The 21,363-nt window shown below is 41.0% G+C and carries 21 protein-coding genes; 7 read left to right on the forward strand and 14 right to left on the reverse strand.

Annotated features, from left to right (window positions below):
• Positions 1–27: 27 nt before the first annotated feature.
• Positions 28–471 (forward strand): YcgN family cysteine cluster protein, encoded by a 444-nt coding sequence (locus L2703_RS10825; protein ID WP_248971104.1) that lies wholly within the window; start codon positions 28–30, stop codon positions 469–471.
• A 49-nt stretch (positions 472–520) separates the two neighbouring features.
• On the opposite strand, the gene dsbB is transcribed toward L2703_RS10825, so the two are convergent.
• Together dsbB and nhaB are read right to left on the reverse strand one after the other, a co-directional pair.
• A complete protein-coding gene (gene dsbB, locus L2703_RS10830) occupies positions 521–1,039 on the reverse strand; it encodes a disulfide bond formation protein DsbB (protein WP_248971105.1) in 519 nt (172 codons plus the stop codon).
• 108 nt (positions 1,040–1,147) lie between these two features.
• Positions 1,148–2,740: a sodium/proton antiporter NhaB gene (gene nhaB, locus L2703_RS10835; protein WP_248971106.1), complete on the reverse strand. Its 1,593-nt coding sequence runs from the start codon at positions 2,738–2,740 to the stop codon at positions 1,148–1,150.
• Positions 2,741–3,327: 587 nt separating this feature from the next.
• Between nhaB and fadR the strand changes: the two genes are divergently transcribed.
• Positions 3,328–4,047 (forward strand): fatty acid metabolism transcriptional regulator FadR, encoded by a 720-nt coding sequence (fadR, locus tag L2703_RS10840; protein ID WP_248971107.1) that lies wholly within the window; start codon positions 3,328–3,330, stop codon positions 4,045–4,047.
• A 68-nt stretch (positions 4,048–4,115) separates the two neighbouring features.
• Here fadR and L2703_RS10845 read toward each other — a convergent pair whose 3' ends face one another.
• The 4 genes from L2703_RS10845 to sodB form a co-directional block, all read right to left on the reverse strand.
• Positions 4,116–5,660 carry a SpoVR family protein gene (locus L2703_RS10845; RefSeq protein WP_248971108.1) on the reverse strand — a complete coding sequence of 515 codons (1,545 nt, stop codon included), beginning with the start codon at positions 5,658–5,660 and terminating at the stop codon, positions 4,116–4,118.
• A 9-nt stretch (positions 5,661–5,669) separates the two neighbouring features.
• Positions 5,670–6,935, reverse strand: coding sequence for a YeaH/YhbH family protein (locus L2703_RS10850; RefSeq protein ID WP_248971109.1), 1,266 nt, complete (start codon positions 6,933–6,935; stop codon positions 5,670–5,672).
• A 55-nt stretch (positions 6,936–6,990) separates the two neighbouring features.
• Entirely contained in the window at positions 6,991–8,925 is a 1,935-nt protein-coding gene (locus tag L2703_RS10855) for a PrkA family serine protein kinase (protein WP_248971110.1), read from the reverse strand.
• Positions 8,926–9,223: 298 nt separating this feature from the next.
• Positions 9,224–9,808 (reverse strand): superoxide dismutase [Fe], encoded by a 585-nt coding sequence (gene sodB / locus L2703_RS10860; protein ID WP_248971111.1) that lies wholly within the window; start codon positions 9,806–9,808, stop codon positions 9,224–9,226.
• 235 nt (positions 9,809–10,043) lie between these two features.
• Between sodB and grxD the strand changes: the two genes are divergently transcribed.
• Positions 10,044–10,385, forward strand: a complete 342-nt coding sequence (gene grxD, locus L2703_RS10865) for a Grx4 family monothiol glutaredoxin (protein WP_248971112.1) — start codon at positions 10,044–10,046, stop codon at positions 10,383–10,385.
• Between the two features lie 83 nt (positions 10,386–10,468).
• Here grxD and L2703_RS10870 read toward each other — a convergent pair whose 3' ends face one another.
• The gene (locus L2703_RS10870; RefSeq protein ID WP_248971113.1) at positions 10,469–11,695 is read right to left on the reverse strand and encodes a uracil-xanthine permease family protein; all 1,227 of its coding nucleotides are present in this window, start codon (positions 11,693–11,695) and stop codon (positions 10,469–10,471) included.
• A 532-nt stretch (positions 11,696–12,227) separates the two neighbouring features.
• On the opposite strand from L2703_RS10870, the gene L2703_RS10875 reads away from it, so the two are divergent.
• Positions 12,228–13,325 (forward strand): DUF2066 domain-containing protein, encoded by a 1,098-nt coding sequence (locus L2703_RS10875; protein ID WP_248971114.1) that lies wholly within the window; start codon positions 12,228–12,230, stop codon positions 13,323–13,325.
• Between the two features lie 84 nt (positions 13,326–13,409).
• Positions 13,410–14,120 (forward strand): DnaA inactivator Hda, encoded by a 711-nt coding sequence (gene hda / locus L2703_RS10880; protein WP_248971115.1) that lies wholly within the window; start codon positions 13,410–13,412, stop codon positions 14,118–14,120.
• 306 nt (positions 14,121–14,426) lie between these two features.
• On the opposite strand, the gene L2703_RS10885 is transcribed toward hda, so the two are convergent.
• The 3 genes from L2703_RS10885 to bepA form a co-directional block, all read right to left on the reverse strand.
• A complete protein-coding gene (locus L2703_RS10885; RefSeq protein WP_248971116.1) occupies positions 14,427–14,807 on the reverse strand; it encodes a DUF2069 domain-containing protein in 381 nt (126 codons plus the stop codon).
• An 11-nt stretch (positions 14,808–14,818) separates the two neighbouring features.
• The gene (gene arsC, locus L2703_RS10890; RefSeq protein WP_248971117.1) at positions 14,819–15,175 is read right to left on the reverse strand and encodes an arsenate reductase (glutaredoxin); all 357 of its coding nucleotides are present in this window, start codon (positions 15,173–15,175) and stop codon (positions 14,819–14,821) included.
• Between the two features lie 85 nt (positions 15,176–15,260).
• The gene (gene bepA, locus L2703_RS10895) at positions 15,261–16,730 is read right to left on the reverse strand and encodes a beta-barrel assembly-enhancing protease (protein ID WP_283107858.1); all 1,470 of its coding nucleotides are present in this window, start codon (positions 16,728–16,730) and stop codon (positions 15,261–15,263) included.
• 127 nt (positions 16,731–16,857) lie between these two features.
• On the opposite strand from bepA, the gene L2703_RS10900 reads away from it, so the two are divergent.
• Positions 16,858–17,079 carry a sulfurtransferase TusA family protein gene (locus tag L2703_RS10900; RefSeq protein WP_248971118.1) on the forward strand — a complete coding sequence of 74 codons (222 nt, stop codon included), beginning with the start codon at positions 16,858–16,860 and terminating at the stop codon, positions 17,077–17,079.
• A gap of 28 nt (positions 17,080–17,107) precedes the next feature.
• Positions 17,108–18,187, forward strand: coding sequence for an AI-2E family transporter (locus L2703_RS10905; protein WP_248971119.1), 1,080 nt, complete (start codon positions 17,108–17,110; stop codon positions 18,185–18,187).
• 62 nt (positions 18,188–18,249) lie between these two features.
• Here the strand turns inward: L2703_RS10905 and L2703_RS10910 are convergent, their stop codons facing one another.
• The 4 genes from L2703_RS10910 to L2703_RS10925 all read right to left on the reverse strand — a co-directional run bounded on the left by L2703_RS10910 (position 18,250) and on the right by L2703_RS10925 (position 21,338).
• The gene (locus tag L2703_RS10910) at positions 18,250–18,471 is read right to left on the reverse strand and encodes a DUF2897 family protein (protein WP_248971120.1); all 222 of its coding nucleotides are present in this window, start codon (positions 18,469–18,471) and stop codon (positions 18,250–18,252) included.
• Positions 18,472–18,536: 65 nt separating this feature from the next.
• Positions 18,537–19,274, reverse strand: a complete 738-nt coding sequence (kdsB, locus tag L2703_RS10915) for a 3-deoxy-manno-octulosonate cytidylyltransferase (RefSeq protein WP_248971121.1) — start codon at positions 19,272–19,274, stop codon at positions 18,537–18,539.
• 491 nt (positions 19,275–19,765) lie between these two features.
• Positions 19,766–20,380 (reverse strand): carbonate dehydratase, encoded by a 615-nt coding sequence (can, locus tag L2703_RS10920; protein WP_248971122.1) that lies wholly within the window; start codon positions 20,378–20,380, stop codon positions 19,766–19,768.
• 109 nt (positions 20,381–20,489) lie between these two features.
• Positions 20,490–21,338, reverse strand: coding sequence for an alpha/beta fold hydrolase (locus L2703_RS10925; protein WP_248971123.1), 849 nt, complete (start codon positions 21,336–21,338; stop codon positions 20,490–20,492).
• Positions 21,339–21,363: the final 25 nt, after the last annotated feature.

Genomic DNA, 21,363 nt, shown 5'->3' on the forward strand with positions numbered 1-21,363 from the left:
AATGATGAACAATGATTTAATACAAAAATGACTCAGTTTTGGATAACAACTCCGCTAGATAAAATGACACCAGTACAATGGGAGTCACTCTGTGATGGCTGTGGTAAATGCTGTTTAAATAAAATTATCGATGATGAAACCGATGAACTTTATTACACCAATGCCGCCTGCCATTTACTCGATGCTGATAGTTGTAGTTGCCGAAGGTATATTGAGCGCTTTAAATATGTACCTGAATGCACCGCAATTACTCCCGACAATATCGCTCAATTAACTTGGCTGCCAAACAGTTGTGCTTATCGTCGTTTATATTTAGGTAAAGCCTTGCCCAGTTGGCACCCATTATTAACCGGCGATAAACAAGCTATGCATGCTGCGGGTATTTCGGTGCAAGGAAAAACGGTTAACGAGATGAAAGTGAAATACCTTGAAGATTGTATTGTGCTGTGGCCATTGCTCGATGTTGAATAGCTTCATCGGTAATAAAAAAGACCTATTTAGGTCTTTTTTATTTTAACAGCTAGAGGTTGCTCTTTGCAGTTTTCAAGCTTGGTACAAGCATAACAAACCAAATCAAGCCATAAATGGCAAAACATACCATCATCCATTGTGCCATACTCACTGACAGAAAGGTCCAAGGAGAGTCGCTGCACATACCTGTAGGCGAAAATACTGAAGGCAACCAAACATCTAATGGCATAAAGCTTGGGAATTCAGGATAAAAAGAACAGGTGGCGAATGGCGAAGGGTTTACTTGCATATCGTTTAGCTCATAAGACAAGCTAAATCCCCACACTGAAGATACCGCCCAGCTCAGTAAACCTATAAAGCGAAATATCCAGACCTTAGGTTGTAGCATACCTATCAACCCAGCCAATATTAGGCCAAGCACGGCAACACGCACATAGATGCACATGACGCAGGGTGACAAATCCATCACGTATTGAAAAAAGAGTGCTGCAATTTCTAATGCTACCCCTGACAGTGCGAGTAATCCCCACGATAAGCGACCATGACAAAAAAGTTGTAACCTTGACAAGTATTGCTCCTAGTGCGTTTTAAGATAAAAAAACACCCTCAATTGAGGGTGTTCAAATGGGTTGTGTGACTTTAAGACAAATTACCTCTTAAGTCCAATACACTAGTACTAATGGCCGCTCACCATACCACCCAAGTCTTTCGCTGAATGGTGAATAATTAAATGGTTATCGTACAGTATTTGTGTCATATCGGTTAAGAATCCTGTTTCAATTGCTAAAACACCAATAACAGACAACACAATAGTATATGGTAACGCCATCCACACCATACGGCCGTATGAGAGCCTAATCAGTGGGGCAATAGCTGACGTCAGCAGGAACAAAAATGCGGCCTGTCCATTAGGTGTCGCAACCGAAGGTAAGTTCGTGCCTGTATTAATCGCAACAGCAAGCAGATCGAATTGATCGCGAGTAATTTGGCCACTTAATAAGGCTGATTTGACTTCGTTAATGTAAACCGTTCCCACAAACACGTTGTCACTGACCATAGACAGTAAGCCGTTGGCAATATAGAAAATCACTAACTGCATATTGCCTTCATAACTCAATGCCCACTGGATGACTGGCGCAAACAAACCTTGGTCAATGATCACACCAACAACGGCAAAAAACACGGCTAATAACGCGGTAAAAGGCAGGGCTTCCTCAAACGCTTTACCTAATGCATGTTCATCGGTAACGCCATTAAATGCGGTCGCTAAAATAATCACAGATAAACCAATTAAACCAACAGAGGCTAAATGCAATGCTAATCCAACAATTAACCACACCCCAATTAAGGCTTGAACAACTAATTTCATTTTGTCTTGATTGGTTCTGTGCGAATCTTCATGCGCCGCATAGTCGGTTAAAATACGGTGAACAGCATCAGGTAATTGTGCGCCATAGCCAAACCATTTAAATTTTTCAACCAAAAAGCAGGTTAAAATACCTGCAACCAATACTGGCATTGTTACTGGCGACATACGTAAGAAAAACTCACCAAATTGCCAATGTGCTTGTGCGGCGATGATCAAGTTTTGTGGTTCACCCACCATGGTACACACGCCGCCTAGGGCTGTACCCACTCCAGAATGCATCAATAAATTACGCAAAAAGGCTCTAAATGCTTCTAATTCATCATTGTTTAATTGTCCTGATGATTCAGATGTGTGGTCATGGCCATCGTTGTCGCTAAAGTTCTTACCTGAGGCCACCTTGTGGTAAATAGAGTAAAACCCGACGGCAACAGCAATAATTACCGCGATTACTGTTAATGCATCTAAAAAGGCTGATAGAAAAGCGGATGCAGTGCAAAACATTAACGACACGACAATTTTGGAACGCACTTTAGTGATCATTTTGGTAAATACAAACAGCAGAAGCTGCTTCATAAAGTAAATACCCGCCACCATAAACACCAATAACAATAGTACTTCTAGGTTGGCTTCGATTTCGTGCAACACTTGAGTGGGAGATGTCATGCCAATCATTACCGCTTCAATGGCGAGCAGACCACCAGGCTGAAGGGGGTAACACTTGAGTGCCATTGCAAGTGTAAAAATAAATTCTATGACTAACACCCATCCGGCAACAAATGGACTGACGTAAAAAAACAGCAGGGGATTAATAATTAAAAATGCCAAAATGGCATATTTGTACCACTTAGGCGAATTACCTAAAAAGTTTACAAACAGCGCCTGACTTTTGGTTGCCTGCATAGCAGCCTCTCCGATATTGTAATTGTGACAGTTTGGGTACCATTTTTTTGATAGCAAACAACACATTCATATTTTTAACAAGTTTGGGAGAATAGTGGCATGTTCACTTTAAAAACTTGATGAAAATCAATATTTCATTATTTTCATTAAAACATTACTGACTATTATCGTTAAAACTGCCTACCTACTTGTTGAAAAAACTCACGTATTGATATGTTAAACAATATGTTAGCTCACAATTTTGTGTGGCAAACACGTTATGGTCTTGTATTATGGCCGCTAGTGTAGCGTAAACAGCGATAATTGTAATGCTGTAACCCTAGCGAATAATGCTACATAGCAGTAACAAACTAACTACATAAGTATATACTAAACTTGTTTGATTTTATCGACATAAATCGACATAGGTTGATGATAATAGTCAGATAATGTGAGGTTTATTCACTTAGGTATCATTGAATGATGTCGGTTTGATTAAAAAAGCAGCATTACAGATGATGTGAATAAACAATGGTTTTTATTTTCCGTCGCTCTGGTATGATCAGTAAATAGTTTCGCCATTGTTTAGCAATAGGATAAGAAGGCTAATGATCATCAATGCCAAAGGCCCAGCCAGTTTTGCCGAAAAATACATTGTTCGCTCCATTTGGGAAAACAAGTTTCCACCCGGATCAATTTTACCTGCAGAACGAGAGCTTTCTGAACTCATTGGGGTCACGCGCACAACCTTACGTGAAGTGCTGCAGCGTCTAGCCCGCGATGGTTGGTTGAAAATCCAGCACGGTAAGCCAACACAAGTGAATAACTTTTGGGAAACGTCAGGGCTCAATATTCTTGAAACCATTGCAGATCTTAATCCAGATGGCTTTCCGTTATTAGTTGATCAATTAATGTCTGCGCGTGGTAATGTGAGTAACATTTATTTCCGTGCTTCAATTCGACATAACCCTGATAAAGCCATTGAAGTATTAGCTGGCATTCATTCTTTAGAAAATGATGCCGAAGCTTATGCCGAGTTTGATTATCAACTGCACCATACATTGGCTTTTGCTTCTGGTAATCCTTTATATGTGCTGATTTTGAATGGGTTTAAAGGTTTGTATAACCGTGTTGGTCGCTTTTATTTTTCAAGCCAAGAGGCAAGAGAATTGACCATGCGTTTCTATATTAAACTTGAAAAACTGGCAAAAGATAAAAACTATGCAGATGTACCCGCACTAATGCGCACTAATGGCATAGAAAGTGGTAAGTTATGGCAAAAATTGCGTGATGATATGCCTGCAGAAATAGGCCAGGATAATAGTTAACGACATGCATACGCATTGATGCCTATGGTTAACCTGCAAAGCCAATCATGTTGATTGGCTTTGCTATTTTATGTGATTACCTCATGTGACGAGGTGGTTTGTTCTACAGTGTGTTTAGGGCAGGTTGAGATCACTTTTATCATGCCTAGTTCGTCTATTTGCTCTAATGTGACGTTAAATCCCCATAATCGGTGTAAATGTTTTAATACTTCTTCATGGTTGTCAGCCAGTGGGATGTTATCAAATGGTATGTAGCGTAAGGTAATTGATCTGTCGCCATTGACCAGGACTTGCTGAACCTGAATATTAGGTTCGATGTTAGATAAATTGTACTGCTGTGACAATGTATTACGTATATCTTGATACCCCTGTTCATCGTGAATGGCTGACACCGCTAAATGGCTTCTTTTTTCATCATCTAAAATACCAAATAATTTAAAGTCTCTGATGACTTTAGGTGACAGATACTGGCTGATAAAACTCTCATCTTTAAAGTTTTGCATTGCAAAATGCACTGTGGTTAACCAATCACTTCCTGCCATTTCTGGAAACCATATACGATCTTCTTGCGTTGGGTTTTCGCAAATGCGTTTAATATCAACAAACATCGCAAACCCTAAAGCGTAGGGATTAATTCCATTATAGTAGGGACTGTTGTATGAAGGCTGTGCCACTACTGCGGTATGGCTTTGTAAAAACTCTAGCATAAAACGGTCGCTGACTTTCCCAGTGTCGTATAGGTGATTTAAAATAGTGTAATGCCAAAATGTCGCCCATCCTTCATTCATTACTTGTGTTTGTTTTTGGGGGTAAAAGTATTGCGCCATTTTGCGAACAATTCTCACTAATTCACGCTGCCAGGGGGCCAGTAGTGGGGCGTTTTTTTCTATAAAATACAGAATGTTCTCTTGTGGCTCTGTTGGGAATATTTTGTTGTTTTCTTGAGGCGCTTTTTGCGGCGAAGTCGGTATTGTGCGCCATAAGTCATTCACTTGAGTTTGTAAGTATTCTGCTCGTTCTTTTTGGCGAGCCTGTTCTTCTTTAAACGACACTTCAGCAGGGCGTTTATAGCGATCGACACCGTAATTCATCAATGCATGACATGAGTCTAGGGTTAGCTCTACTTGATCAATACCATATTTTAACTCGCATTCTCGTATGTAATTTTTGGCAAACACGAGGTAATCAATAATGGAGCTCGCGTCTGTCCAGGTTTTAAATAAATAATTATTTTTAAAAAAACTGTTGTGACCATAACAGGCATGCGCCATGACAAGTGCCTGCATGGTAATGGTGTTTTCTTCCATTAAGTAAGCAATACATGGATCTGAATTAATCACAATCTCGTAAGCTAAGCCCATTTGTCCGCGTTTGTAGCCTTGTTCTGTCTCGATAAAACGTTTACCAAAAGACCAATGGGTGTAACCTATCGGCATGCCAATTCCTGCATAAGCGTCCATCATTTGTTCTGCGGTAATGATCTCTATTTGGTTAGGGTAGGTGTCGAGCTTAAAAAATTCTGCAGCATCAGCGATGGCTTGCTGATACTGTTGCAGTAAATCAAATGTCCACTCTGGTCCATCATCCAACGGTTTGCGTGTTGTGTTAACCATGATAGCCCCCTATACAGCCTGTTTTTTAAAGAGTTCACGAAAAACCGGATAAATATCTTCGACTTCACGAATATGTTGGACGGCGATATTGTCATATTGCTGTTGCAACGTTTGATATTGATGCCAAAGAGTTTGATGTGCACGATGAGTAATTTCTATGTAACTGAAATAACGCACTTTTGGCAAAATATGGTTTGCCAATAAATCATGGCAATGGGGCGAATCATCTGACCAATTATCGCCGTCTGACGCTTGGGCTGCATAGATGTTCCACTCATGTTCAGGATAACGAGCCTGCTGGATTTCATTCATTAACTTTAACGCACTCGACACTATGGTACCGCCGGTTTCTTGCGAGTAGAAAAATTCATGTTCGTCCACTTCTTTGGCTTGAGTATGATGGCGGATGTACACCACTTCGAGGTTTTTATAGTTGCGGGTTAAAAACAGATACAACAAGATGTAGAAACGTTTGGCGATATCTTTTGTGGCTTGATCCATTGAGCCGGACACGTCCATCAAACAAAACATAACAGCCTGACTGGATGGTTTTTCTCGTTTGGCATAATTGTTGTAGCGCAAGTCGAAGGTGTCGATAAACGGCACTTTAGCAATTTGTTTTTTGAGTCGCTCAATGTGCTCTTTTAAGGCGAGTATCTTTTCAGCCTCGGCTCCTGGCCTGTTTTGTAATTGCTCAAGCTCGGCTTGAAGTTGGATAAGTTCACGCTTTTTACTGGCAGACATCGCAATGCGCCGCGCAAGAGACGAGCGCAGTGATCGAACGATATTAATATTTGCAGGCACTCCGTCATTGGTAAAACCTGCTCGGTATGTTTGATATTCAACTAACTTGTTAAGACGGTTATTTTGCAAGTTAGGCAGTGCTAAGTCTTCAAATAGCAGTTCTAGGTACTCATCTTTTGAGAGATTAAAGACAAAATCGTCATTTCCTTCGCCGCTGTCAGAGGCTTCACCTTGTCCCGCTCCTCCTTGGCCACCTTTTGGGCGTTGTATTTGGTCGCCACGGTTAAATTGATCATTACCTGGATGAATGCGGTTTCGTTTACCGCCTTGCCCTTGTCTAAATAGCGGTTCACTGATATCACGAGTGGGTATGCTTATCTGTTCACCTTTATCTATATCGGTCACGCTACGACGTGTGACTGCATCGCTCACTGCTTTTTTGATCTGCTTTTTATAGCGTTCAATAAAGCGCTGACGATTAACCGTGCTTTTTCCTTTTGCATTAAGTCGTCTATCAATAAAATTTGCCATACGCCCCCCAAGTCAATTATCTGGCTGAGAGTGCCCAGCCAGAGTAGGGTATTGATTACGATGATTTTCGTACGCGTAAATACCATTCAGACAATAATCGGACTTGTTTTTTGGTGTAGCCTTTTTCCATCATCCTATTGACGAAGTCATCATGTTTACGCTGGTCATCATTTGAGGTTTTGGCATTAAACGAAATAACAGGCAGTAAATCTTCTGTGTTAGAAAACATTTTCTTTTCAATCACAGTGCGCAGCTTTTCGTAACTGGTCCACAATGGGTTATTACCTTCATTGTTCGCTCTAGCACGTAAAACGAAGTTAACAATTTCATTACGGAAGTCTTTTGGGTTACTGATGCCTGCGGGTTTTTCTATTTTTTCCAGTTCAGCATTTAATGCACCTCGGTCAAATAGTTGCCCCGTTTCAGGATCTCTGTATTCTTGGTCTTGGATCCAAAAGTCGGCATAGGTGACATAACGGTCGAAAATGTTTTGGCCATATTCAGAATAAGATTCAAGGTAAGCCGTTTGAATTTCTTTACCAATAAACTCCACATATTTTGGAATAAGGTAGCCTTTTAAAAACTCAAGGTATTTCTCGCCAGTTTCGCTTGGGAATTGTTCTTGCTCAATTTGTTTTTCAAGTACATAAAAAAGGTGTACTGGGTTTGCTGCAATTTCGGCACTGTCAAAGTTAAACACGCGCGATAAAATCTTAAAGGCAAAACGAGTCGATAGCCCTTGCATTCCTTCATCAACCCCTGCGTAATCACGATATTCTTGATATGATTTTGCTTTGGGGTCTGTGTCTTTTAGGCTTTCACCATTATAGACACGCATTTTAGAATAAATGGATGAGTTATCTGGGGCCTTTAAACGTGATAACACACTAAACTGCGCTAATGTTTCTAAGGTACCTGGGGCACAGGGGGCCATTGACAGTTCAGAGTTTGCCAACAGTTTTTGATAAATGGCCATTTCTTCTGAAACGCGCAAGCAATAAGGCACTTTAACAATGTATACCCGGTCTAAAAACGCTTCGTTGTTTTTGTTATTTCTAAAGGTTGACCATTCTGACTCGTTCGAGTGAGCAAGAATAATGCCGTTATACGGTAGGGCAGATAAGCCCTCGGTACCGTTATAGTTACCTTCTTGAGTGGCGGTTAATAATGGGTGGAGCACCTTAATGGGCGCCTTAAACATCTCCACAAACTCCATTAAGCCTTGATTGGCACGACAAAGGGCGCCTGAATAGGCATAAGCATCGGCATCATCTTGCGAAAAATGCTCAAGTTGTCGAATGTCCACTTTACCAACAAGGGCTGAAATGTCCTGATTGTTTTCATCCCCAGGTTCTGTTTTTGCAATACCAATTTGATCTAATACCGATGGGTATACCTTAACCACCCTAAATTTTGAGATGTCACCCCCGTATTGATGCAAGCGTTTAACCGCCCAAGGTGACATAATGGTTTTAAGGTAGCGAGGTGGAATGCCGTATTCACTTTGCAACAGCTTGCTGTCTTCTTCAGGATCAAATAAGCAAAAAGGATGATCATTAACCGGACTGCGCATACCATCAGCACTTAATATATAGATTGGTACTTGCTGCATTAATGATTTTAATTTCTCAGCTAGCGATGACTTACCGCCTCCCACAGGGCCAAGTAAGTATAAAATTTGTTTAGATTCTTCCAAACCTTGGGCCGAGTGTTTTAAATAAGCCACGATTTGCTCTATGGCATCTTCCATACCAAAAAAATCTTTAAACGCAGGATAACTGGCGATTAAACGATTTGAAAAAATGCGGCTTAATACAGGGTTTTTGGCGGTGTCGACCATTTTGGCTTCGCCAATGGCCATTAATAAGCGCTCTGCAGCAGACACATAAGCACTTTTGTCTTGTTTACAGATATCAAGAAACTGCTCTAACGTATATTCCTCGTCGAGTTTTTTTTCATAACGTTTTTGATAATGCTCGAAAATGCCCATAATAACCCCCTAAAAGCATGCCGTTGTCTTACTCAACAGTTGACATCATTACCCCGTAATGAATGCGTGAATGTGTAAACTGTATTGTCGATAAAATAGGCTTTACGACTAAAGTGTAGGACAGGCTAAAGGAGTTAGCTAAGTTTTATTATAAAATAAATTAAATAAAAACAATGACAAACAGTAGCATTTGCAATAGTTGCAAAAATACAAGCAGGAGATTTGTCGTACTTTAAGGTGATTGGAAATATAAAAAAGGAGCCAAAAGGCTCCTTAATGTATGTGTTTAACGATGCAATTAGGCAGCAAAGTTTTTGTTAACAAATTCCCAGTTAACAAGTTGCCAGAAATGCGCTAGGTACTCTGGACGAGCGTTACGGTAATCAACATAGTAAGCATGTTCCCACACGTCTACTGTTAATAGTGGTGTCACTGTGTCGTCAGTTAACGGAGTTGCTGCATTGCTAGTGTTAACGATAGCTAAAGAACCGTCAGCTTTTTTCACTAACCAGGTCCACGCGCTACCGAAGTTGTTTACCGCAGAATCTGTAAACTTAGCTTTGAATTCTTCGAAAGAACCGAAAGAAGCGTTGATAGCAGCAGCGATAGCACCAGTTGCTTCGCCGCCAGCGTTTGGTGCTAAACAGTTCCAGTAAAAAGTGTGGTTCCAAACTTGAGCTGCGTTGTTGAACATGCCGCCTGTTGAAGTTTTAACAACTTCTTCAAGGGTCTTGCCAGCAAATTCAGTTCCTTCAACTAAACCATTTAGTTTTACCACATAAGTGTTGTGGTGTTTACCATAATGGAATTCGATAGTTTCTTGTGAAATGTGCGGTTCAAGTGCGTTCTTTGCATAAGGTAATGCTGGTAGTTCGAAAGCCATTAGTATCTCTCCATGGATTCAGGTTATCGTTTTTGTTTACCAATCAGGTAACATTGCTCTACTGCTATTGTACTGATTATTTTTGTGATGTGAATCATTGTTTAGGGAATTATCGAACTGGGACACATTGATTTGGTTGTTTTTCGATTAACCTTACAAATCGTAGCATTTTGTTATTTGTTTAGGTGTCGTACAATAGGTTAACTGTGTATAGACGTCGTACTTAGGAAATCAAATGGAAACTGTAGAAAAGATTAAACAGCAAATTAGCGAAAACCCGATTATTGTGTACATGAAAGGGTCACCTAAATTACCAAGCTGTGGATTTTCATCTCAGGTTGCTCAAGTGATGATCAACTGTGGTGAACAATTTGCATTCGTTGATATTTTACAGCACCCAGATATCCGTGCTGAATTACCAAAATATGCTAACTGGCCAACGTTCCCACAATTGTGGGTTGAAGGTGAGTTGATTGGTGGGTGTGACATCATCACTGAAATGTACCAAAAAGGTGAGCTTCAGCCTATCATTAAAGCGACTGCAGACAAGTTTCGTAAAGCAGAATCAGCAGAGTAAAATAGAGTAAATGACTCATAAAAAGCCCCAACAGCATTTGCTTTGGGGCTTTTTTATTGGACAACATCACTCAATCACGAAGCTTATTCTTTATGCTGGGTTGCTGTCACTGGTAAAATTAAGTTCATTATAATGGCAACAATACCGCACAAGCTGATGCCCGTTAAGCTAAACGAACCAATTCCAAAGGCCATGCCGCCAATACCAAAGACTAACGTGACACCAACAATACTTAGATTGCGTGGTTCAGATAAATCCACTTGATGCCGAATGAGTGTATTTAAACCAACAGCAGCAATCGACCCAAATAATAAGCACATGATACCGCCCATGACCGGTACTGGTATGGTTTGCATTAATGCACCAAGTTTACCAACAAAGGCTAATGTTATCGCGGTGATAGCGGTCCAGGTCATAATGCGCGGGTCAAAGCTTTTGGTTAAGGTCACCGCGCCTGTGACTTCGCTGTATGTGGTGTTTGGTGGACCACCCAATGCCGATGCGGCAATGGTGGCGATACCGTCGCCGGTTAAGGTGCGATGCAAGCCCGGTTTTTTAAGGTAATCTTTGCCTGTGACATTGGATATCGCAAGAATATCGCCAATATGTTCGACCGCAGGGGCAATGGCCACAGGGATCATGAATAAAATGGCGTGCCAATTAAATTCTGGGGCAACAAAATTGGGCATTGCTAGCCAAGCGGCTTGAGTGACAGGAGTAAAGTCAACAATGCCAAAGGCTAAACTTGCAGCATAACCAACTAAAATCCCGGCGAGTATGGGCATTAAACGCACTAAACCCTTAGCAAATATCGCAACCAATACTGTGGTGATTAATGCGGTGAGTGAAATCATCAACGCGGTATTTTGCGCCACAATTACTATGCTGCCATCGCCACTTTTTCCCAGCGCCATATTCACAGCAACTGGCGCTAAACCTAAGCCAATAATCATAATCACTGGGCCAACCACGACTGGCGGTAATAGTTTATGGATAAAGCCTGTGCCACGTAATTTGACCGATAAACCCAGTAACATGTAGACCAGACCCGCAGCCATTAATCCACCCATAGTGGCTGGGACCCCCCATGTTTGCACCCCGTATAATATGGGCGCAATAAAGGCAAAAGATGATGCTAGAAATATAGGAACTTGGCGTTTAGTCACCAGTTGGAACAGAAGGGTACCGAAACCTGCTGTAAATAGGGCAACACTGGTATCTAGGCCAGTTAATAATGGCATTAACACCAGCGCGCCAAAAGCGACAAATAACATTTGTGCGCCTTGTAGCGGAATTAACACGCGTTTCATATTTTTCTCCATAATTATCTTGGGCCGGTTGACCTTTCAAGGTTTTTTACAGCCAATTGTTGGCCATTAGTCACATATATAACTGCGCGGCAAAACGTTGAGGTATTATTATGTTACATAAAAAGTCGATAATGCCGTAAAACTGGCCATCAACCGTTGCCGAAGGGGGCGGCTAAAAACGTTCACTATTTTACGCTTTATTGAATGATGCTTCGGAATAACGAGTAGCTGATAGGAGTAAGCACCAATCCATTCCCTTGGCCTAAACATTGTTAACTCGAATAACATTCAAGCAGCATAGATCAACAAGCCCTAGAAGTGAGCGTCTGATTAAACGGCGCGAATTGTCACATAAATGCTTATGTTTTCATAATCTGTATTAGACTTGTGTTGCGATTATAGTTATTTGATATCGCTACAATACTTGGTCAAAATGACTAGGATGCTTATCTGTTGTAAAAAGAGTTTTCGTTATCCATTTTTTATTATGATATAATTTCGTCACTTTTATTTGCTGCGTTTATGTTATCAGATGCTTAAAAAACTAATTAATCTCATTGTGTTACCTTTAGTTGCATTAACCTCAATTGCCCTTGTGCAGGCCGCTGAAGTCAGCAAGCTTGAAGAGGCCGATATTGCGGTGAGTTCACGTGCAAACGATGTTAAAAATAATGCCCTGAAAGAAGCGTTAGCGGCTGTATTTTTAAAGAACTCTGGCAGCCCAAGTGTGGTATTAAATCCCTTGATTAAGGCACAGATAAACGATCCTGAAGTGATTTTGACTCAGTATGGTTATTTTGAGCAAAATGGCGAGTTAATGTTAAAAGCCAGCTTCGATCATCAGCGCGTCGTAGCCAAATTGCGTGAAGCAGGCTTACCCGTTTGGGGAAGCCAACGCCCACTTACCCTCATGTGGTTAACCGTAGATGAAAACGCAGAGCCAAGCATTTTAGCTGATGCGTCATTGTCTGATATCCGTGATGATTTAAATCAAGAGTCTGCCAATAAAGGTATTCCGATAATGTTGCCTATTATGGATCTTGATGATGTTATGGGGGTAACGGTCAATGATGTGCGCGGTGGCTTTACCGATGTAGTATTTGTTGCGTCAGCTCGTTACCAGTCTGATTATTTTGCCATTGCCAATATTGAAAACTTAGGCAACCGGGTCATGTTTTCGATTAAATTGTTTAATAAGACCAGAACAAATGGTGTGTTACAACCATTGGTTGCTCAGCAAGGTGAGGCAACAGATAATCAACAAGCGGTAAAACGTATGATGAGTATTTTAGCCGATTACCATATTAGCCAATATGCAATAGCATCAACAGGCAGTAATGTGGCCACAGAAGTCAGTTTTTCTGGGTTAAATACCATGAGTCAAATGGTGAATATAGAAGCGTATTTACGCCAACTTAGCGCCATTAAGTCAATCCGTTTGCACTCATTTAAAGGAAGCACAGCAACCTTTAACCTTGAGTTATATAGTAATGTGGATGATTTACAGCGCTTACTTGATATTGATAGTCGATTATCAAAATTAGACACTATGGGCAGTGTAGACTCATTTTATCAACAAAAATCAGAGGCTTCGCAACCACAGTTAATGTATCAATGGTTGGGCCAATAACACGGCGAAACTAGCGCTCTGTGAATACAGGGCGCTTACATGTATAATAACCCTAGTTCGTTTTTGATGTTGAGACCTATCTGAGTGACACAAAACTCACCAAGACAATTATCTTTGCCCGTTTATTTACCCGACGATGAAACCTTTCAAAGTTATTATCCTGCTTCGGGTAATGATGAGCTGATCCAGAAGCTTCAGGCTAGCGCAGAAGGTAAATTATCGTCTTCTTTGTATGTATATGGTCCAGAAAAGTCAGGCCGAACTCATTTAATGCATGCAGCTTGCGCCCATGCAAATGATTTAGAACGCCGCACACTTTATATTCCGCTTGGGATCCATGCCAGTATTTCACCAGCATTGTTTGAAGGGCTTGAATCTTTAGAACTCATCTGCATTGACGATGTTGAAGCTATTGCTGGGCATCCGGTGTGGGAGGAAGCGATATTTCATCTGTATAATCGTATTGCAGAGCAGCAAGATTGCCGTTTGATTGTCAGTGGTAATGCATCGCCATCTGAGGCGGGGTTTTCACTACCAGATTTAGTCTCGCGGATGCAATGGGGCTTAATTTACCAACTTCAACCAATGGCAGACGATGAGAAACTGGCTGCATTACAACGCCGTGCAGCAATGCGTGGCTTGCAGTTATCTGATGACGTCGGGCGTTTTTTGCTTACTCGTATGGCACGTGATTTACGTACCTTATTTGATGTGCTCGATAAGCTTGATAAAGCATCCATGGTGCATCAGCGTAAACTAACGATTCCGTTCATTAAAGAAATGCTTAGGCTATAAATCACGCTTATCCATGTCGCGAACACGCAGTCATGGATAGTAAATGACAATAAAAAACGCCAAATGAATTCATTTGGCGTTTTTTATTAAATGATCACAATCAAGTTTAACTAACCTGAGCTCGGGATAAGGGATGAACTTATACTATTTAAAATCAACATGTTACCCTTTCTCATTTTCAAGCTTGTCTTTTGTTCTGCTAACAAGGCGAATTGACGCGTCAATAGCTAGCCTATTGTAAGTCGATTCAACGCAGTGAGCAGGGCAAAGGACTGTTTGAAAGGCATTTATTATCCCGAGCTCAGGTTAACTATTCTGTTCAGATTTTTTCTTTAATCCTAGGCCCAATTCGCGGCCGCGTTTGCGGGCATAAAACGGGAAGGTCACCAATAAAATACAAATCAATACTGATTCAATGAGTGCAAAGACAAACGCGTCTGTAGTGATGTATGCCAGTGTTAAACCATGGAGTAAATATACACATAAAATAAAGCTAGCCCAGGCATAGGTGTACGGATTACCAGTAAGAATACCTTTAAGGGGAAACAGTAAAGGTATAATCCAAATTAAACTGAACCCTAGCGAATAAGTTCCATTAATACCTTGTTGGATAAACCAACCACTTAGCAGTAGGAGTAGCGCAAGATAACCAATACGGCTTAATTGAAACAAGGTCTGTGAAGTCATTATGTTACTCGTTAAAGAATGGTCAGGACATTTTCGGGCGGACGGCCAATGGCTGCTTTGTTATTAGCCAGTACGATTGGACGTTCAATTAATTTAGGTGTAGCCACCATCGAGGCGATAAGTTGTTCTTCTGTGAGTGTTGTATCATCTAAATGCTGGGCTTTGTATTCATCTTCTTTTGTGCGCATTATTTGACGGGCAGAGAGACCGAGTAAAGATAATATTGTACGAATTTCTGCGACACTAGGCGGCTGTTTTAAGTATTCAACGACAGTAATGTCTGCGCCATTTGCCTCAAGTAATGCAAGGGTCTCACGGCTTTTAGAACAGCGCGGATTATGGAAAATCGTTGTTTTAGTTTTTGTCATGGGCAACTTCCGTCATAAAAAATGGCAAACAATCAGTTTGCCATTATTCTATCAAATATTTACGACTAACGTTACTGCGTTATGATTACTTGAACTGTTCAAGATCCCTGTCTGCTTGTCTAAACTGACGGATCCTCGCCTCTATACGTGCCAGTTGTAAAGTTTGTCCTTCAGAATAACGATAGGCATAGTTTAATTGATCGATTGCGCCTTGATAGTTAGCCGTTAGCGCCATAATTTCAGCATTGCTGTAATATTCGAGCGCTTTGTTATCAAGCTTGCGATATGCATCGGCCATTATTTGATATGGCAACATGTTTTGCTTGTCGAAAAAAATGAGCTCTTCAAGCAGTGGGATGGCTTTTAAAGCTTGATCGGCTTCGACATAAATATGTGCCAAGTTGGTATTAATCACTTGCGATGTTGGCTTTAATTTACGTTGCCCTTCGAGTAAAGCAATGGCAGATGCATAGTCTTTCTTTTGGGCTAATAGGTCGGTTTTAGTGTCGAGATAAAATAAATTATTATCATCTTTTTTTAGCAGGGTATCTATGATGGCTTCAGCTTGAGCAAATTTTTCTAAACGAAATAAGGCCAAGGCTTTACCGTATAGTGCTGCGTCTTCAAAGGTGTAGTTATTCTTCTTTAACTGCTGCTCAAATAATGACAATGCACCATCGTCGCTGTAATTTGAAAAACGCACTTGAATACGCGCTTTAGCTAATTGATAGTTTAAACTGTCGGGTACAATACGCTTAGGGTATTGCGCGGCTCGGTTGCGGGCTTCGGTAATTCGAGATTCTGGCAATGGGTGAGTCAACAACATTTGTGGCGGGGTTGTCGAAAAACGATAACGCGCTGCAAGTTGGCCAAAAAATGTCGCTGCGGCATTGGGATCAAAACCGGCATCAACCAATATTTGCATACCTATGCGGTCGGCCTCTTTTTCATGCAAGCGGGTATAGTTAATTTTTGATTGGGTTGATAGTGCTTGTGTTGTTGCTAATGCTGCCATACCTGCTTGTGGCGCAGCAATAGTGAGTAAAATCGCACCTAACATACCTGCAATGGTGGCTGTTGAACTTTTTTGTTGTGCTTCAAGTGAGCGCGCTAAATGTCGCTGGGTTACGTGAGTGACTTCGTGGGCGAGTACAGAGGCTAACTCACTTTCATTTTCGGCATTTAAAAATAACCCAGTATGCACCCCAACATGGCCACCGAAAAAAGCAAATGCGTTGATTTCATCATTACGCAGTAAAAAGAAATAAAAGGGGGTTTTTACTCCAGTCGCGTTGGCCACGAGTTTGTTACCAAGCTCAGATAAATATTGGGTTAATACTGGATCATTAAGTACGGGTGCAGATGAGCGAATCACTCGCATGTAGGCATCACCGTAAACGCTTTCTTTTTCTAAACTGAATGTGTTGACTGCTGCGGTGCCCAGATCGGGAAGATCATTGTTGGCGAAGCTGTGGGCAATACTGCCAGCAAAGACAATACTAATGGCTGTAGCTGTTAATGCTTTTGAAAAGGCTGATAATGATAATTTACGCAAGCGAAACCTATAATGCTAAATGAGTCGTAAGTTCTTGGCTTAACGCACAAGTTGGTTTTGCAACATCGCTTGTGGTTTGTTGTTCAAGCTAGGATAATAGGCCTAGAATGATTAAAGCAAGCTCATAATGATTTTTATTGATTTAACACCGTATTCTTGCCCGTATCCTTTAGTTAAAGTGAAACTTTTACTTAAGGAGCTACAAGTGGGTGAAACCTTACATGTCCTTTTATCTGACCACGGTTCACGTCGAGATGTTCCCTTATTAATGAAAAAAATGGGTTTTGGTATTGAAATCATCAAAGATGAGTCGCATTGTTTGTCTATGATAATTACCAAAACAAACTAATTAGTGTTTTTTATATAAAGGTTGTTCAATGCTGGCATTTTTAACAGAGTGGTACAAAACCCGTTTTAGCGATCCCCAGGCCATTACCTTGATGTTTATTATTATCGGTATTGGGCTTGCGTTGTACTTTGGTGCTGGATTGTTAGCGCCGCTATTAGTGGCGCTAGTGTTAGCATTTTTACTTGAGTGGCCTGTTGCGCAAATGTCTCGACTAGGGATTAGTCGCACGGCTGCGGCCACGATCGTGTTGGTGGTATTTCTCGGTGTAATGTTGATTTTAATGTTGGGATTAGTGCCCAGTATTTGGCGCCAGGGGGTGTCATTAGTCACTGACTTACCGACAATGATAGACAAGGGCATGCTTATTGTTAGAGAGTTTAGTGCGGAATATCCGCAATTTGTCAGCGCTTCGCAATTGGACTCAATGATGGAAGAAGTGAACAAGATGCTTGATACTCAGCACTTGTTAGATTTAGGCAAGCAGTTGTTAGGTTATTCTGCGTCATTATTGGTGTTAATGGTGTACGCTATTTTAGTGCCATTGTTGGTATTTTTCTTTCTAAAAGATAAAGATCAGTTAATGAAAGGCAGTAAACGTTTTTTCCCTGCAAATCGTGATCTTGCCAGAACAGTATGGTTTGAGATGGACCAACAAATATTTAATTACATTCGCGGTAAAGTGATTGAAATTGTAATCGTTGGTGTGGTGAGCTATATCTTTTTTGCTGTGATGGGGCTACGTTATTCGGCTTTGTTAGGGGTACTAACAGGCTTGTCTGTGTTGATACCATACGTTGGTGCCACTTTGGTGACATTGCCGATTGCATTAGTGGCCTTTTTTCAGTGGGGTTTTAGTGCTGAATTTGGTTATTTAATGCTAGGTTACGGCATTATTCAGGCATTAGATGGCAACGTGTTAGTGCCAATATTGTTTTCAGACGCTGTGGATTTACACCCAGTGGTCATTATTGCAGCTGTGTTAGTTTTTGGCGGATTATGGGGCGTATGGGGAGTCTTTTTTGCGATTCCGTTGGCCTCGTTAGTGAAAGCGGTAATTAATGCGTGGCCTAATGCCTCTTCACCTAAAGTGGCACTTGATAACGAATAAACACGGTATCTAATAAAAAACGCTAGTCATTGTTAATGACTAGCGTTTTTTTACGCGTTAAGTTAACGATTGGGCTTATTATCGTTTTTATCTGTCTCGCTTGAATGGTGATTGGTTGCGACTTTATCTTCATCATTTGCTGTTGGTTTGCCTTTATGCTCTTTAGGATCACCAAATTGTGGCATTTTAAATTTAGCTGAATACTTTAGCACGGCGATATTGCTGGCAATAACGCCCAATACTAAAATGATGATCAGCCAGACTTCATAGCCTTCTAAGCTCATGTGTTGCTCCCCAGTGGTGGTGAATTAACACCACCTTATTATAGTTAGTTACGGGATGATAGGCTTTAGTTTGCTGCTAAAATGCGTTCGCATTTATCAATATCGCTAGGTACATCGACTTCTGGTGCGTTGTATTTGCTTATTACGACTTTAATTTTATAGCCGTTTTCTAATGCGCGTAATTGCTCTAATTTTTCAATATCTTCCAATCTACCTAACGGTAACTTAGCAAAGGTATTAATAAAACGTTTGGTATAAGCGTAAACCCCAATGTGTTTGTAAACCGGGTACTCTTTGATATCTCGGCCAAATGGAATGCGAGCACGGGAGAAGTACAGTGCATTATGGTTGTTATCAAACACCACTTTTACGTGCATGGGATCGTCTAATTCTTTTTCTTCGGTAATTTGAAAGCCTAATGTCGCCATTTCAAACTCACCTGGATGCTGTTGAAATAAACTCACCATCTGCTCTATAGCACTTGGGTCTATTAAGGGTTGATCGCCCTGTAAATTAATGACGAGGTCATCATCACTTAAGCCTAAACGTTCAATGGCATCGTTAATGCGGTCTGTACCCGAGGCGGCGTCTGGATCTGTCATTACCGCTTTACCGCCAAATCCTTCGACGGTGTTTTTTATTCTGTCGTCATCGGTGGCAACGTATATATTGTCTATTCCTGTTGCCAGTGCTGCACGTTCGTATACGCGCTGGATCATTGGTTTACCTGCAATAAGGGCAAGTGGCTTGCCAGGAAAACGGCTTGAGCCATATCGTGCTGGGATGATGAGAGTTACGTTCATTACATTCGCCCTACTGGTTGAAGACATCACACATCGAAGATAAACATTTATCCTCAATAATTTAATAGGTTATGCGTTAATCGCACTTAGGTGCCAGTGCCTTGATTACGCCAGAGAAGCCATTATATACAAGGTAATATTTAAATCTGCATCTTTATTATTATCATTGTTAATAAATAGCCTGAGCCTTAGATAATAAACCCTTTCAAATAGCCTTTTATCATCTTTTTTGTTACTCGTTTCATTAAGCCCTTTACATTATCGCTGAGCCATCAATGATTAATTAAATATTATAACGTATTGATTATTGTTAAATTATCAATGCATCAATCATCCAGAGTTTAGGTTAAATTGGGGGGGGGAGAGTTGTGAACGCTGATTTCTGAATAGGCTAACACCATTAGAGTATTTGCTAATCAAAGGCCTGCACATTAACAAAGAAGGTTAAGTGGTAATGCAGGCCATTGCGAGGAGATAAGGTGATGACTGAGTTAAGGAATGTTACGCCCGTGTACTCGGTCAATTGTCACGTCTAAATCAGTTAACAAACCATTATTGATGCCGTAAATCCAGCCATGAATGGCCACGTCTTGGCCGCGGTCCCATGCTTCTTGAATAATGTTAGTTGATACCACATTAGAGACTTGTTCCATGACGTTTAATTCGCATAAACGGTCAAATCGCTGTTGTTCTGTCATCGACTCAAGATCGGCATGATGTATACGGTGAATATCACGTAGGTGACCAAGCCAGTTATCAATTAACCCGAAACGCTGGGTGCCCATTGCTGCGCGCACACCACCACAGCCATAATGGCCAACGACCATAATGTGTTTCACTTTCAACACATCGACAGCATATTGCAGCACAGACAAACAGTTTAAATCGGTGTGAATAACCATGTTCGCGATATTACGGTGCACAAACACTTCGCCAGGTAATAGGTCAATGATTTGGTTTGAAGGGACTCGACTGTCGGAGCAACCAATCCACAAATACTCGGGATTTTGTTGTTTTGCTAGTTGCTCAAAAAACGTTGGATCTTCTTTGTTGATCCGCTCAGCCCAACGGCGATTATTGTCAAATAATGATTTTAGAAGTTTCATTGGCGCCCGGATTATTCTGTAAGATGTCGATCAATATTGACTGACATGATGTTATAAAATGACGAGTATATCAGTAATGTGACAAGATCTGGTCTATCCTTTTACTTGATTAAGTAAAATTCACTTTATTCAGAAATTCAATAACATGCTGGTTGAACAAATCGGCTTTTTCTATATTGGCTAAATGGCCTGCTTGTTCAATATGCAGTAATTGACTGCCATCTATGCTGTCGTGCATTAAATAGCTTTCTAATGCGGTGCGCAAATGGCCATCAAGACCCACCGCGACTAATGTCGGCAAGGTTAATGTCTCGACAAACTCTAATGTGTCACGTTTAAAAATTGCCATATTGGCGAATTTCAGTAAAGGGGCGATTTGTTGAGTACTGATGTGGCTTAGTTGCTGGTGAAATGCCGCTATCGCTAGAGTTAATGGTTGGTTTTGCTGGCTAAGTTCTTTGGCATTTTTACTAAAAAATAGTTCAGTTATGCTTGTCGCGAGCTCATCTGATATGGTTTGTTCATTAGCCACTTTTGCCATAAAACCTTGATATTTTATACAGTTAACTTGTGGCTCAAACCCCACAAAACTGTTTAGCATGACTAAAGCATGTACGCGTGTGGGGGCCATTAATACCATTTCGGCAGCCACAGCTCCACCACTGCCGTGGCCAATGACAGCGATATTATCAATTGCAAGTGCATCGAGTAACTGCAATACGTGTTTGGCGACATCTTGTAAATTGTTGCACTCGGCGGGGATGCTTTGGCTTTGTCCGTGCCCCCAAAAATCGATTGCAATGCAACGATACTGTGTAGATAACGCCTCTATTTGTGCTTGCCACATGTGGCCATTGGCTAATAAACCGTGACAAAACACCACCACAGGGCCACTGCCTTTATCAATATAATGCAGCGGGTGTTGGTCAATAATGATACTGGGTAATATGGTTGACATAGCTGTTGGCTCATTTATCTAGGTG

The organism is Shewanella basaltis, from assembly GCF_023283885.1.
In the GTDB taxonomy this organism is placed as follows: domain Bacteria; phylum Pseudomonadota; class Gammaproteobacteria; order Enterobacterales; family Shewanellaceae; genus Shewanella; species Shewanella basaltis.

Coding starts and splice junctions, on each gene's coding strand:
- arsC (WP_248971117.1), bottom strand. CDS start 15,175: ATGACAAAAACTAAAACAACGATTTTCCATAATCCGCGCTGTTCTAAA.
- L2703_RS10905 (WP_248971119.1), top strand. CDS start 17,108: ATGCTGGCATTTTTAACAGAGTGGTACAAAACCCGTTTTAGCGATCCC.
- L2703_RS10855 (WP_248971110.1), bottom strand. CDS start 8,925: ATGGGCATTTTCGAGCATTATCAAAAACGTTATGAAAAAAAACTCGAC.
- L2703_RS10850 (WP_248971109.1), bottom strand. CDS start 6,935: ATGGCAAATTTTATTGATAGACGACTTAATGCAAAAGGAAAAAGCACG.
- grxD (WP_248971112.1), top strand. CDS start 10,044: ATGGAAACTGTAGAAAAGATTAAACAGCAAATTAGCGAAAACCCGATT.
- L2703_RS10845 (WP_248971108.1), bottom strand. CDS start 5,660: ATGGTTAACACAACACGCAAACCGTTGGATGATGGACCAGAGTGGACA.
- L2703_RS10870 (WP_248971113.1), bottom strand. CDS start 11,695: ATGAAACGCGTGTTAATTCCGCTACAAGGCGCACAAATGTTATTTGTC.
- nhaB (WP_248971106.1), bottom strand. CDS start 2,740: ATGCAGGCAACCAAAAGTCAGGCGCTGTTTGTAAACTTTTTAGGTAAT.
- fadR (WP_248971107.1), top strand. CDS start 3,328: ATGATCATCAATGCCAAAGGCCCAGCCAGTTTTGCCGAAAAATACATT.
- L2703_RS10910 (WP_248971120.1), bottom strand. CDS start 18,471: ATGAGCTTAGAAGGCTATGAAGTCTGGCTGATCATCATTTTAGTATTG.
- L2703_RS10925 (WP_248971123.1), bottom strand. CDS start 21,338: ATGTCAACCATATTACCCAGTATCATTATTGACCAACACCCGCTGCAT.
- L2703_RS10885 (WP_248971116.1), bottom strand. CDS start 14,807: ATGACTTCACAGACCTTGTTTCAATTAAGCCGTATTGGTTATCTTGCG.
- can (WP_248971122.1), bottom strand. CDS start 20,380: ATGAAACTTCTAAAATCATTATTTGACAATAATCGCCGTTGGGCTGAG.
- L2703_RS10875 (WP_248971114.1), top strand. CDS start 12,228: ATGCTTAAAAAACTAATTAATCTCATTGTGTTACCTTTAGTTGCATTA.
- L2703_RS10900 (WP_248971118.1), top strand. CDS start 16,858: ATGATTTTTATTGATTTAACACCGTATTCTTGCCCGTATCCTTTAGTT.
- kdsB (WP_248971121.1), bottom strand. CDS start 19,274: ATGAACGTAACTCTCATCATCCCAGCACGATATGGCTCAAGCCGTTTT.
- sodB (WP_248971111.1), bottom strand. CDS start 9,808: ATGGCTTTCGAACTACCAGCATTACCTTATGCAAAGAACGCACTTGAA.
- L2703_RS10825 (WP_248971104.1), top strand. CDS start 28: ATGACTCAGTTTTGGATAACAACTCCGCTAGATAAAATGACACCAGTA.